This window comes from Corynebacterium frankenforstense, assembly GCF_030211955.1.
GTDB classification, from domain to species: Bacteria; Actinomycetota; Actinomycetes; order Mycobacteriales; family Mycobacteriaceae; genus Corynebacterium; species Corynebacterium frankenforstense_A.
Window position 1 is genome coordinate 17,101 of sequence record NZ_JASODI010000026.1, and the last position, 12,504, is coordinate 29,604.

Annotated in this window: 12 protein-coding genes and 1 pseudogene; 1 reads left to right on the plus strand and 12 read right to left on the minus strand. The window is 69.1% G+C overall.

What is annotated here, in order from left to right; genetic code table 11:
• Positions 1-15: 15 nt before the first annotated feature.
• From QP119_RS10745 to eccCb, 11 genes and pseudogenes are all read right to left on the minus strand, one after another.
• A complete protein-coding gene (locus QP119_RS10745) occupies positions 16-207 on the minus strand; it encodes a hypothetical protein (protein ID WP_284776066.1) in 192 nt (63 codons plus the stop codon).
• Positions 201-1,697, minus strand: coding sequence for a hypothetical protein (locus QP119_RS10750; protein WP_284776068.1), 1,497 nt, complete (start codon positions 1,695-1,697; stop codon positions 201-203). Before QP119_RS10750 ends, QP119_RS10745 begins: the two co-directional genes overlap by 7 nt.
• On the minus strand, positions 1,694-2,014 hold the full coding sequence (locus QP119_RS10755) for a hypothetical protein (RefSeq protein ID WP_284776071.1): 321 nt from the start codon (positions 2,012-2,014) through the stop codon (positions 1,694-1,696). The genes QP119_RS10750 and QP119_RS10755 overlap by 4 nt, the downstream gene beginning before the upstream one ends.
• Positions 2,015-2,188: 174 nt before the next feature.
• On the minus strand, positions 2,189-3,532 hold the full coding sequence (gene glmM, locus QP119_RS10760; RefSeq protein ID WP_284776073.1) for a phosphoglucosamine mutase: 1,344 nt from the start codon (positions 3,530-3,532) through the stop codon (positions 2,189-2,191).
• A 209-nt stretch (positions 3,533-3,741) separates the two neighbouring features.
• Positions 3,742-4,296, minus strand: a complete 555-nt coding sequence (rpsI, locus tag QP119_RS10765; protein ID WP_284776074.1) for a 30S ribosomal protein S9 — start codon at positions 4,294-4,296, stop codon at positions 3,742-3,744.
• On the minus strand, positions 4,293-4,736 hold the full coding sequence (rplM, locus tag QP119_RS10770; RefSeq protein ID WP_284776076.1) for a 50S ribosomal protein L13: 444 nt from the start codon (positions 4,734-4,736) through the stop codon (positions 4,293-4,295). Before rplM ends, rpsI begins: the two co-directional genes overlap by 4 nt.
• Before the next feature lie 401 nt (positions 4,737-5,137).
• The gene (locus QP119_RS10775; protein ID WP_284776078.1) at positions 5,138-5,428 is read right to left on the minus strand and encodes a WXG100 family type VII secretion target; all 291 of its coding nucleotides are present in this window, start codon (positions 5,426-5,428) and stop codon (positions 5,138-5,140) included.
• A 60-nt stretch (positions 5,429-5,488) separates the two neighbouring features.
• The gene (locus tag QP119_RS10780) at positions 5,489-5,803 is read right to left on the minus strand and encodes a WXG100 family type VII secretion target (RefSeq protein WP_284776079.1); all 315 of its coding nucleotides are present in this window, start codon (positions 5,801-5,803) and stop codon (positions 5,489-5,491) included.
• Between the two features lie 180 nt (positions 5,804-5,983).
• Complete coding sequence (locus QP119_RS10785) at positions 5,984-6,451, minus strand: hypothetical protein (RefSeq protein ID WP_284776081.1); 468 nt, start codon at positions 6,449-6,451, stop codon at positions 5,984-5,986.
• Between the two features lie 49 nt (positions 6,452-6,500).
• Complete coding sequence (locus QP119_RS10790) at positions 6,501-7,571, minus strand: type VII secretion-associated protein (protein WP_284776083.1); 1,071 nt, start codon at positions 7,569-7,571, stop codon at positions 6,501-6,503.
• Positions 7,568-10,048 (minus strand): annotated as a pseudogene (gene eccCb / locus QP119_RS10795) (type VII secretion protein EccCb); the annotation flags it as partial. The pseudogene eccCb and the gene QP119_RS10790, both read right to left, overlap by 4 nt.
• A gap of 58 nt (positions 10,049-10,106) precedes the next feature.
• Here eccCb and QP119_RS10800 point away from each other — a divergent pair.
• Positions 10,107-10,832, plus strand: a complete 726-nt coding sequence (locus QP119_RS10800) for a TIGR02391 family protein (protein WP_053961699.1) — start codon at positions 10,107-10,109, stop codon at positions 10,830-10,832.
• Between the two features lie 38 nt (positions 10,833-10,870).
• On the opposite strand, the gene QP119_RS10805 is transcribed toward QP119_RS10800, so the two are convergent.
• On the minus strand, positions 10,871-12,292 hold the full coding sequence (locus QP119_RS10805; protein ID WP_284776085.1) for a hypothetical protein: 1,422 nt from the start codon (positions 12,290-12,292) through the stop codon (positions 10,871-10,873).
• Between the last annotated feature and the right edge of the window lie 212 nt (positions 12,293-12,504).

Below are 12,504 nucleotides of genomic sequence, written 5' to 3' on the forward strand. Positions count from 1 at the left end.
TCTTGTCGCCCCGGCTCAGCGGCGCAGGATGCCGCGCACGGGTCCGCCCCGGCGCTGGCGCTGCCGCTGGCCCGGCTGCCTGCGCTTCGGCTGCGCAGGCGTCTCGGTCTTCTTCTTGGCCTCCTCGAGGGCGGCCTCGAAGTCGCGCAGGCGGGCGTCGGCACGGGCGCGGAAGTTGCGCGCGAACTCCTCGAACTCCATCACCACGGCCCCGCCTTCCTGGTCTCGCTGGCGGGCACGGGCGCCGGGGCGTCAGCCGGCGGCTCGGGCGCCGGTGGGGCCGGTGCGGGTGCCGGGGCCTCGGCGGCGGGTGCCGGGGCGGGCTCCGGGGCCGGTGCAGGCGCGGGTGCGGCGTCCGCGCCCGGGGCGATGCCGGCGGCGGCCAGCTTCTTGGGCGGCGGCTCGGGCTCGGGCACCTGGTCGAGCGGCACCTCCGGCTCGGGCTTTGGCGCGGGCTCAGGTTCGGGTTCCGGCTTCGGTTCCGGCTCGGGTTCCGGGCACTCGGGCTCCGGTTCGGGTGCGGGCTCCGGGACCGGGCACTCAAGCACGCCCGAGGACTCGATGCACTCGGCGACCGCGCCGATGACCAGGCCGACGACCGCCAGGCCGATGCCCACCCCGAGGACCGACTCATGGCCGCCGGGCTGCGGGCACTCCGCCGTGGCCGGGGTGACCGGCTCCTCCTCCGGCGGGCACTCCTCCTCGACGTTCTCCTCCGGCGGGCACTCGTGCTCCCCGGTCTCCTTGTCCGTGGTCTTGTCGGTCTTCTCGGTCTCCGCGTGGACGACCTTCTCCGTGACCGGCTTGTCCGCGGGCTCGTCCACGCAGTCCTCGGTCGGCGGCACCGGCTTCGTCGAGGTCGTCGTGGTCTTCTCCTCCTCGCAGTCCTCGATCTCGGTATCGCTCGAGGACTCGCCCGAGCCGTCGCCCTTGTAGTTCTTGCCGTCCGAGTCGCCTGCGGCCTCGACAGTCGCGCCGCCACCGGTACCCGAGGAGCCTCCCGAAGACCCACCCGAGCCACCGCCGGAGGAGCCCTCCGGCGGGCAGGCCCCGGGTACCACCGCGCCGTTGCGCTCCGCCTCGCACGGCTCCGAGCAGGCGTCCTCGACCTGGCCGGTCAGCACCTCCAGGCACCCGCGGACCGCCTCGTCGCGGCCCTCGCACAGGTCCATCAGGCAGGCGGCGGCCTCGTCGATGAGCCCCTCACCGGCGCTCACACAGGCGAGGAACTCCCCCGGCTGCTCCACCGGGTCGATCAGCCCCAGCTGGGCGGCGATGCCGCGCACCGAGGCGACGAGCTGGCCGACGATGCTCTCCATCGCCGAGTCGGAGCCGTCCTCGACCTCGTCGATGACGCGGCAGGCCTCCTCGCCGGCCTCGACGACCTTGTCCGCGTCGTCCTTCTGCGTGAACCAGCTCTGGCCCAGCTCGCTGAGGCCGTGCATGAGCAGCCCGATGCCGAAGTGCTTGAGCAGCTGGATCAGGACACCGTGCAAGCCCCGCATCGGCCGGGTGTCTGTCTCCCCGGCCGCGGCGGCGAGCTGGGTGCGGATCTCACCGGTGTCCAGCCCGCTCAAGGCGCCGAGGCGCTCGCCGAGCTCGGCCGGCGGGACCTGCGGGCCGCGGTAGGTTCCCCGGGAGGCGCGCGTCAGCTCGGCGACCGCGCCCGCGTACCCGGTGCCGATCCCCGGCCTCATCGCGGCACCCCCGGCACGCCGCGCACGGCGGCGGTGTTGTCGTGCTCGACGTCGTCGACACAGTTGACGTGGCCGTCGACGACGGCCACCCCCTCGCCCACCGCGCGCAGCCGGGCCGCCCCCGCGTCGTGCAGCTTTTCCAGGGCCGCGGCCAGCGCCGCGCCTTGGGCGGCGAGGTCGCGGCCGGCGGCCGCCGCGCTCAACGCCGGTCTCGTGGTCGCGTGCACCGAGGACTGCCGCGTGACCTCGCGCGCGGCCTCGGCGAGCCTCGCGCGGGCGCGCAGCGTGTCTAGACTGATCCCTTCCTGGCCCAACATGGGCGATCCCCTCCTGGATCGGCGAACTGGCTTACACCACTGTTCGACCCTCCGGGAGGGGCTTCCGGTTCCCGCCTCCGTCAACAAGGAGAGAAACCGCTGTTCAGGGGCACCGCCCGTATGGGCCCGCGGGTGCCGCGGGCCCATACGGGCGGGCCCGGACCACGCTGGACCTCAGACCGCGGTGACCACCGCGGCCAGGCGGCCGGCCACGCGGCGGGCGACGGCCTCCTCGGGCGCCTCGACCATCACACGGAAGAGCTCCTCGGTGCCCGAGGGGCGCAGCAACACCCGGCCGGTGTCGCCGAGCTCCTCCTCGGCCTCGGCGATCGCGGCGATGACCGAGGGGGCCCCGGCGATCGAGGCCTTGTCGGCCACGGGCACGTTGACCAGCACCTGCGGCAGCACGGTCATCACGGAGGCGAGCTCCTTGAGCGACTTGCCGGTCTCCGCCATGCGCGCCATGACCGACAGCCCGGTCAGCGTGCCGTCGCCGGTGGAGCAGTGCTCGGGGATGATCACGTGGCCGGACTGCTCGCCGCCGAGCGAGAGGTCGAGGTTCTGCAGCTCCTCGAGCACGTAGCGGTCGCCGACCTTGGTGGACACGATGTCGATGCCCTGCTCGGCCATGGCCAGCTTCAGGCCCAGGTTGCTCATCACGGTGGCCACGAGCTTGTTGTCGCGCAGGTCGTTGCGCTCCTTCATGCCCACGGCCAGGATCGCCATGATCTGGTCGCCGTCGACGACGTTGCCCTCGGCGTCCACGGCCAGGCAGCGGTCGGCGTCGCCGTCGTGAGCCAGGCCCAGGTCGGCGCCGTGCTCGACGACGGCGCGCTGGACCTGCTCAATGTGGGTCGAGCCGCAGTTGTCGTTGATGTTGTAGGCGTTGGGCTTGTTGAAGATCGCCGTGACCTCGGCACCGGCGGCCGCGTAGGCCATCGGGGCGACCGCGGAGGCCGCGCCGTTGGCGGTGTCGACCACGACCTTGATGCCGCTGAGGTCGGTGCGCACGGCCTCGCGCAGGTGGCTGAGGTAGCGGTCCTCGGCGTCGGGGGCCTCCTCGATGATCCGGCCGACGCCGGTGCCGGTCGGCCCGGTGGCGGGCAGGTCGGCCATGGCGCGCTCGATCTCGTCCTCGACGGCGTCGGGCAGCTTGCGTCCGCCGGCGGAGAAGAACTTGATGCCGTTGTCCGGCATCGGGTTGTGCGAGGCGGAGACCATGACACCGATGTCGGCGCCGTAGTCGTCGGTCAGGTAGGCCAGCGCCGGGGTCGGCAGCACGCCGACGCGCAGGACCTCCACGCCGCGGGAGGCCAGGCCCGCCGAGAGCGCCGCGGCGAGCATCTCGCCGGACACGCGCGGGTCACGGCCGATGATCGCGGTCGGCCGCTTCTTGTGCGAGGGCAGGTCCGCGGTGAGCACCTGCGCGGCCGCCGCACCCAGCTTGAGGGCGAGCGGGGCGGTCAGCACGGTGTTCGCCTGGCCACGCACGCCGTCAGTTCCGAAGAGTCGTGTCATGTCCCCCATTATGCCTGCCGGTGTGCCGTCTCCCCGGCGCAGGCCCACGGCGTGGCTTGACGACGCCGCGCGCGGTGCGCGCTGCGCATCAGTACGGCGGTGCGACAGTGCACCAGTGCGGCCGAAAGGCCGCACCTCCCCCGACAGACGGCGACGCCGCCGCTCCCGGGCGGGAGACGGCGGCGTCGGCAAGCGAAACCGGTGAAGGTTTAGCGCTTGGAGTACTGCGGGGCGCGGCGGGCCTTGTGCAGACCGGCCTTCTTGCGCTCGACGGCACGGGCGTCACGGGTGAGGTAGCCGGCCTTCTTCAGGGCCGGGCGGTCACCCGGGTTGTACAGGTTCAGCGCACGCGCGATGGCGAGGCGGAACGCGCCGGCCTGACCGGTGGGGCCGCCACCGGAGAGGTTGGCCTGGATGTCGAACTGGCCCTCGCGCTCGAGGAGGGTCAGCGGGCCCAGGATGAGCTGCTGGTGGATCTTGTTCGGGAAGTACTCCTCGAGGGAGCGGCCGTTGCAGGAGATCGCACCGGTGCCCGGCTGCATCTTCACACGCACGATGGCGCGCTTACGACGGCCGACGGTCTGGATCGGGCCGTCGACGCCCACGGGCTGCTCGACGACGGCGTCGCCCTCGGCCTCGGTGTCGGTCGCGACGGCGTCACCGATGGTGTTGGTGAACTCCTCGGTCGCGGCCGCGGCGGCGGCCAGGTCCTCGGCGTCAGCCACGTTCTCGGTGTTCTCGGTGTTGTTGATCGGCTCCGTCACTGGGACACCACCTTGATTTCGTAGGACTCGGGCTGCTGGCCGGCGTAGGGGTGCTCGGAACCGGCGAAGACGTGCAGCTTCTTCACGGACTGGCGGGAGAGCTTGTTGTGGGGCAGCATGCCCTTGACAGCCTTCTCCACGGTCTTCTCGGGGTACTCGTCGAGGGCGCGACCGAGGGTCATGGCCTTCAGGCCACCCGGGTAGCCCGAGTGACGGTAGCGCATCTCGCGCTGGCGCTTCTTGGCGCTGACCGCGACCTTGTCCGCGTTGATGATGATGACGTGGTCGCCGCAGTCGACGTTCGGCGCGAAGTACGGCTTGCCCTTGCCGCGCAGCAGGTTCGCCGCGTGGGTGGCAAGGCGTCCCAGAACCACGTCCGTGGCGTCGATGACGTACCACTTGCGCGTGACGTCACCGCTCTTCGGGTGGAATGTAGACACTGATGACTCCTTGAAAGTCTGTCTTGGGGCTGCCGGCCAAGCTGGTGCGCCCGTGAACGGGATGCCTCGGCGGCCGGTGGAGACCCGGGGCAGTCGTGCCCCCGGTTTCCCGGGAGGCACGGCACACAGACCGGAAACGATACCCGCCCGGTGGCGGTGAAGGCAAAACGCGTGTAGGGGCCGGGTGACGGGTGGTCCCCGTCGCCCGGCCCCGGCCGGCTCGTGCCGTTTACTCCCTTGCTTTCCGACGCCGCGTCGGTCGCCGTCGGCGGTTCGCGCCCACTCCCCGCCCCGCGCCCGGGCGCCCGCCGGTCGTTGCGTCGCCGCGGCGCGTGCGCGCCGCGGCGGTGGTTCAACGGTGCGGCGGTGCGGCGTCGGTGGTTGTCGGCGCTACCCGGGGGTCAGACGCCCCAGGCGGCCGCGGCGGAGCGGTTGGTGTTGGACATGTTGTCGTTGCCGGTCTCGACGACGCGGGCGACGGTCCGCAGGATCTCGTTGAGGTCGGCGGCGGCGGTGTCCCACTTGGTCTGCGCCTCGTTCCACGCGACGGCCGCCTCGCCCTCCCAGGCGCCGGCCATCGGGGCGACGTCGGACTTGAGCGTGGCCAGCTGGCCGGAGATGCGGCCGCTGGTGGCGGTGATGTCCGCCGAGGCCGCGGAAATGGCCCCGAACTGGTACTGGATGTCGGACATGGTTGTCTACTCCCCCTGTGTGTTCTTGTCTTCCCGTGCGGTCTGCGGCTGCGGCCCGTGCTAGATGGGCAGGCCCGCGCCGGCGTTCCTGAGCTCTTCGGTGTTCGCGGTCTCGGTGTCGTCGAAGCTGCGGGCGTTGCCGCGGATCGTGTCGGCGATCGTGCGCAGGGCCTCCTGCAGGTCGCGCGCGGAGGCGTCCCAGCGCACCATCAGGTGGTCGAAGCTGCGCTGCGCCTCGCCCTTCCAGGACGCCCGCACCCCGTCGACGACGCCCTGCAGGCGGTCGAGCTCCCCGCGGACGTCGCTGTTGGTGCCGTCCACACGGTTGGCCGTGGCCTGCATGACCTCGGAATCGGTACTGAACTGTCCGGACATGTTCTCTCCCCCTCGAGTAGTCGGTGCGGGCGGCGGCCGGGCGGCCGCCTGCTTCCCCACACACCTAGTTCGACTGCCCGGACCCCCTCGCCGGTTCCCCGCTCGCCGAAGTTCTTTTCCTCGTTTTTTGCCGCCGGCGCCCCCGCGCCGGCCTTTTCGCCCCCTGGCCTGGGCGGGAGGCTAGATGTGGACGCCGAAGCGGCCGAGGAAGTCGCGGACCATGGCGTAGAGGTCCGGCACGGTGATCCACTGGTCGACGACCGGGACGTAGACCTGGGTGGCCGGCTGACCGGAGCTGGTCACCGCGGTGCCCTGCGGGGCCGGGGCCGGGTTCACGCCCGGGGTCTCGACGGCCGGGGCGCCGTGGGACGGGGCTGGGGCGCCACCGCCCTGGGACCGGCCGCCCTGACCGCCCTGGGCCGGGGCGCCGCCGCCCTTGAGGCCGCAGCGGTTGGCCGCCTCGTCGATGCGGGCCAGTGCGTCGAGGATCTGGGGACCGCGACGGTCGAAGGTCGCCACGGCGCGCGCCTGGGCGACCTTGTTGTTGTAGTCGGCGGTGTTGGTCCAGTACCGCGAGGCCTGCTCGCAGGAGATCTGGCCCGAGGGCACCGCGACCAGGGCGCAGTCGATGGTGTCGGCGCTGGCCACGGGGGCGGACAGGCCCACGGGACGGCCCGGCGCGCGCAACTGCCCGGACTCACTCGGCCGCGTAGACCTCCAGCGACCCGGCGACCACCCCGCAGACCGCACGCTGGGTGGCCGCCGGCGCCGTGCGCGTCTGGCAGCCGACCGACAGCTGGGTGTCGTGGGCGACCCAGCTCAGCCAGCTCGTCTCCGAGCCGTCGCCGGGCTCCTCTCGGTAGGCCACCGCTTCCTCGGGCGCCTCGGGTGCCGCGGCCGCGGCGTCCTGCGGGTGCAGCGCCGGGTCGGCGTCGACCTCGCGGGAGACCTCCTCGAGCACCCGGGCGCCGACCACCCCGTGCAGCGGTGCCGCGGCGACGTGCACCCTGAGGTCCGGGTCGGGCCCGCGCAGGATCCAGCCGCCGTCGACGGACTCGGCCCGGAAGCCCGGCGGGGTGGCCAGGCGCACCGTGTCCAGCTCGTGGACGACGACCTGCTCGCCGACGCCCGTGCCCGTGCCGGCGGACCCGCCGCCGATTCCCTCCGCGTCCCCGGTGCGGTCCTCGCCAGCGCCGCCGGCTTCCTGGTCCGCACCGTCAGCACCGTCCGCGCCGGTGCCGCCCGGCTCGGCCGCCACGCCGGGCGCACCGTCGGCGCCCGGGTCGGCCCCGGGTGCGGTGGTCGCGCGGATCGCCCACCACGACAGTGCGGCGACCACGAGGACCACGGCGACGAGCACCAGGTGGAAGACCCCGGGGCGAGGCCCCTCCCCGCCGCGCAGGGGACCTGGGCGCTCGGCGGGCCCGGCGGGTTCGGGCAGCGGGTGCTCGCGCAGCGCGTCGGCCGGGTAGGCGCCCACCCCCTTGGCCACCAGGGCGCGCACGAGGATCTCGGCGGCCGGTTCGGTGGCGTCGACGATCACCTCGACCTCCGGCCAGCGCTCCGGGTAGAGCTGGCGGACCTGGTCGACGACGGCGGGCACCGCCCACCCGTCGGTTATGCCGGAGGCCGGCAGGTCGTAGCGGTAGATGCTGTCCGGCCCGTCGAAGATCGTGGCGGTCTCGGTGACGGTCACCGTCAGCGCGCGGTCGGCGCGCCGTCCCTGTCCGTCGAGGCTGTCGGCCAGCCGGTCGATCGCGTTCGTCACGCCCGCTCACCTCCCCCGGCGCTGTTCGCCGCGGCGTCGTTCCCTTCTGTGACGGGCGCGTCGGTGCCGGGCGCGCCGGCGTCGGCCGGCGCGGCGTCGGCACCGGTCTCAGGGACGGCGACCTGGAGCACGCCGACCCCGGCCAGGTGCGCACGTCCCGGCGCGCGGGCGGCGGGTTCGACCCCGAAGATGGTGCCGTCGTCGCGGTCGGAGTCGAGCACGACCGCCGCCGGGTTCTGGTCGCGCACCCCCGAGAGCAGCGGGCGGAACGCCGCGCGTGAGAAGCCGCCGGACTTGCGGGCGATGACCAGGTGCAGCCCGATGTCGCGGCCGTGGGGCAGCAGCTCGACGATCCCGGCGAACTCGTGGTCGTCGATGAGGTCTGCGTCGTCGACGACCAGGAAGATCTCGGGGCCGGTCCACCAGTCCCGGGCGGCCAGGCGCGCCGGGGTGATGTCCTGCCCGGGCAGGCGCCGGCGCAGCGTGGTCACGGTGTCGGCGAGTACGCCGCGCACGGTCGCGCTGTTGGCGGCGTAGGCGGCGAGCATCTCCTCGGCCACCGCCCCCAGGTGGGCGCGGCGCGGGTCGAGCAGCACGATGCGCGCGGCCTCGCGGCCCAGCTCCGTGATCCCGGCGAGCACCCCGGCCAGCAGGGTGGACTTGCCGGATCCCGAGGAGCCGACGCAGACCAGGTGGGAGCGCTCGGTTATGTCCCAGCCCTGCGCGGTCAGCCTCGGCCCGCCCACGCCCAGCGGGATCATGCTGCCCGCAGCCGGGGCGAGCGCGGCGCGGTCGAGCCGCTCGGGCAGCTCGCGCAGCGGCTCGACCGGCTGCTGGCCGGAGGCCTCCGCCACGGCGGTGACGTGGCCGATGTCCTGGGTGTTGGCCGCGGCCCACAGCACCGGCTCGCAGTCGGCGGTCAGCCCGCGGCCCGGTGCGGCCGGCAGCTTCTGCTGGGCCTTGCGGTCCAGCAGCGAGTCCATCGCCTCGGCCAGGCGCAGCTCGAGGCGGTGGGAGATCAGGTCGCGGATCGCCGGGCGCAGCGCGGACCAGCGCACCGTGGAGATGAGCACGTGCACCCCGGCGGCCGGCCCGTCGGCGACGATGCGCGCGATCTGGTCGAGGCGGTCCTCCAGCTCGCCGGACAGGGTGTGCCAGCCGTCGAGGACCAGGAAGGTGTGGGCCACCGGCGTGCCGCCGGGGTGGTCCTCGATGACGGCGGTGACCTCGTCGAGCACCCGGCGCGCCCGCTCGGTCTCCCCGCGCCCGGCGCGCCCGGCGACGTGCGGCAGGCGGGCCAGGGTGGCCAGGTCGCGGCCGGAGTCGATGATGTAGCAGCGGATCCGCGCGGTGGTGTGGGTGGCGGCCAGGGCGGTGACCACGGTGCGCAGCGCGGTGGTCTTGCCGGTCTTCGGTCCGCCGGCGAGGGCGAGGTGGCCGTCGCCGACGGAGAAGTCCAGGATCATCGGGTCCTGGCGCTGGTGGTAGGGCCGGTCGATGACGCCGACTGCCACCTGCAGCCTCCCCGGCGACTCGACGACACCGGCCAGTTCGACGCGTGCGGGCAGGGGCGGCAGCCAGATGCGGTGGGCGCTGCGCCCGTGCGCCGAGGCGACGGCGGCGTCGACCACGGCCTCGAGCACGGTGGGCCGTTCCCCCGGCTCACCGGTGGCGGTGCCCTCCCCCGCAGCGTGCGGGACCTCCTCCCCGGGGGCGGATGCGCCCGTTTTCCCGGGAGCAGGCGCGTCAGCGCCTGCTCCGTCGAAGAGCCGCACTCTTCTGCGCCCACGGGTGAGCGACGCGGCGTCGGCAATCGAGGGCGCCTCGGGGGCGGCGGGCAGGGGCCCGGAGACGTAGGCCGCCTGGAAGCCGGTCAGTCCGTCGGGCCCGGACCGCAGGAAGCCGGCGCCCGGCGCGCGCGGCAGGGAGTGGGCGTCGGGCACGCCGAGGACCTGGCGGGACTCGGCGGCGGAGAAGGTGCGCAGGCCGATGCGGTAGGACAGGTGGCTGTCCAGGCCGCGCAGCCGGCCCTCCTCGAGGCGCTGGCTGGCCAGCAGCAGGTGGACGTGCAGCGAGCGGCCGAGGCGTCCGACGGCGACGAAGAGGTCGGCGAAGTCGGGGTGGGCGCTGAGCAGCTCGGAGAACTCGTCGACGACGATGACCAGCGCGGGCAGCGGCTCGAGGTCGGGGCGGCGGGCGCGCAGCGCCTCGTACTCGGCGACGCCGGAGAGCCCGCCGGCGGCGCGCAGGATCTCCTGGCGGCGGTGCAGCTCGCCGGAGATCGCGTCGTGCATGCGCTCGACGAGCACGGCCTCCTCCTGCAGGTTGGTGATCACCGCGGAGGTGTGCGGCAGCCGCTCCAGGCCGAGGAAGGTCGCCCCGCCCTTGAAGTCGACGAGCACGAAGTTGAGCTGCTCGGGGCTGTGGGTGGCCGCCAGCGCGACGACCAGTGTGCGCAGCAGCTCGGACTTACTTGAACACGGGTAGTGAGTACGATAGAATTCTGAATAGAGCAGTTAATATACTGTTGAAACCATGAATCAGGCATTGACGCATGCAGAAATCCGGAACCTCCCAATTCGAGACCTAGCTCTCCGTTTGTTGGAACAGATGGAGCATCAGCCAAACTTCAACAGTTATATCCAGGGGATGAAAGCTGATATTCCATACGGCCAAAACCCTCCGCACGATTTGAGGCATCTTCAGGAGCGGATCTCGGACGCTTGGGCTTGGCTCGAATCACACGCATTGATTGGCCCCTCAATCAGACAACCCTTAACTGGAAACTGGCAACGCCTAACCGAACGCGGTTTGGAAATTAAGAATGACCCGACACGCGTTTCCAAAATGTGGGCTGATGAGAAGCTTGGCGGAGATCTAGACGCGACTTTAGATCCTTCCCGAACCAATTTCGCCCTAGGGGACTATGAGACTGCCGCGTTCGCCGCTATGAAAGCAGTGGAAGTGGCAGTTCGCAATACCGCCGGCTACTCCAACGAGAACATAGGAGTGAAACTAATGCGTAAGGCTTTCAAACCCGGAGCTGGTCCTCTTTGCGATGAGTCTGCAGAACCTGCAGAACAGCAGGCCATGGCGGACCTTTTCGCGGGAGCTATTGGCGCATTCAAAAACCCCGCTAGCCATCGCACGGTAAAATTTGAAGACCCGGTCGAAGCTGCGGAAATAATCCAATTGGCCGACCTTCTAATACGCATTGTTGCCCGGACACGTTCATTTGAACCCGATTCTGACGCATCATAAAACCGTCAGACCGAAAACAGTTACCGACACTGGACATACTATAGTTTTGATGCAGAAGTTTTTGGCCGGGCATCGATAGTAAGAAATCTGTACCGCGTCGCCCCCTTATTGAGGGCTTTTACTCGTTGCGGTAATTCCCCAACTCGTTTCTCAGAGCTTGTTGAATCCCGGTACCTGATCGCTACGAACCACCCTTCCGAAGCTTCATCAGAAACTAAATAACTGGGCAACTGTGCCTCTAGCCCGTTCCAGAACTTCCCGTTATGAACCTTCTTAACCTCAATCAGTAATTTAACGCCGGTGCCGCATGACAACTTGAAGTCAACGGGCCCGCGCCCTAACTCGACTTCTCGATCTACCTCTACGCTGTGCTGTGCGAGGTAGTGTCGAGCCATACCAAGAAATGCCAGTTGAACCGCCCCTTCGCGCTTTTCGGTCCCATCTTCGTTCCACAACAGTTCCCAACCTCGCTGCTGTTCGATAAATAACTTGAATTTGGTAAGGATGTGAGAGACTAAATCCGAAAGCTCATCCTGGTTCATAGGCGGTCGCCGTCCAACCTTTATCGGATTCGCCGTGGCAAAGTCGACGGGTGGCCCATCAAAATGAGCTACCCCCAACGGATCGCCACTGAAGTCGTACCCGTCAAGGTCGCCACGACAGGCCTGACTCTCTATCCAGCGGCGCACACGGTCTGGATTTCTCCGCGCAATCTGTACGAGATCTGATTTCGAAACCCGTTGACCAATTTCAATGTTTAACTCGGCACGCAAATCAGCATTCAAGTTGGAGTCAAACCAATCCTCAGCATTGAGAGTAGGTAACTCGTTTAAGAACCTCTGCGGAACCAGGATAACGGGGCTTCCATCAACAGGGTTTGTCGGAAGCAAAACTCGTTCAGAGACCCATCGTTGAACAGACAAATCAACTCGAGAATTCCTTACCTTATGATTCTGCAATGGAATATCGTGACGTAGACATACGCGTTGCGTATAGTCGATAAACCGGTGTTTCAGGACATTGCAGGTAGCATCCGAAATTCGATCTGCCCCGAAGCGTTCACTGAGGATGCCTAGTTCTTCAATATGCTCGGGTTTTTCCAATCCGGCGTCGATGGCTATTGCTATCGCATCGGTCAATGTTCTTGCGAAGCCACGGCCGGACCCCGAACCTGCGGTCCCAGCCACGGTATAACCCAAACAAAACTCAGACGGTTCTGGAAAAGTGAGCAGCTTCTGCGCAATCACTGCGCTGTTCGATCTAGGAGATGTACTTTTGGCAACCAATGGGTAGCAGAAAGAAAAATGATTCACGAGCTCTGCATGTGCGTCTTTCCAATACTGACCTGATTGAAGCAACATGACAGGGTCAATAAACAACGGCGTGTCTATCGACAAGTCGGGGTCGAACCAATCTTCCTCGTTAGTGCGTTCCACATCGAAAATCTCAGAGAAACGCACGATACCAACACTCCCACCTAGAATCGCCAAAGCTTCAATTAAAGGTACCACGAAACACCACCCCCGATTACGCTACCGGCCACCGATGGTCCACATAATCCATCTGAACTTGATTAGCAGAACACGGGTAGTGGGGGCGGGATCAAGCGGTTAATGCGCCACGATTGAATATTTGCTGGAGTATCTCACGTGGGGTTGCTCCGCCGAGGACT

Bases quoted from the DNA above. Each gene is read 5' to 3' on its own strand.
- QP119_RS10750 (WP_284776068.1), bottom strand. From the start codon at position 1,697: ATGAGGCCGGGGATCGGCACCGGGTACGCGGGCGCGGTCGCCGAGCTG.
- QP119_RS10755 (WP_284776071.1), bottom strand. From the start codon at position 2,014: ATGTTGGGCCAGGAAGGGATCAGTCTAGACACGCTGCGCGCCCGCGCG.
- glmM (WP_284776073.1), bottom strand. From the start codon at position 3,532: ATGACACGACTCTTCGGAACTGACGGCGTGCGTGGCCAGGCGAACACC.
- QP119_RS10775 (WP_284776078.1), bottom strand. From the start codon at position 5,428: ATGTCCGACATCCAGTACCAGTTCGGGGCCATTTCCGCGGCCTCGGCG.
- QP119_RS10780 (WP_284776079.1), bottom strand. From the start codon at position 5,803: ATGTCCGGACAGTTCAGTACCGATTCCGAGGTCATGCAGGCCACGGCC.
- QP119_RS10800 (WP_053961699.1), top strand. From the start codon at position 10,107: ATGAATCAGGCATTGACGCATGCAGAAATCCGGAACCTCCCAATTCGA.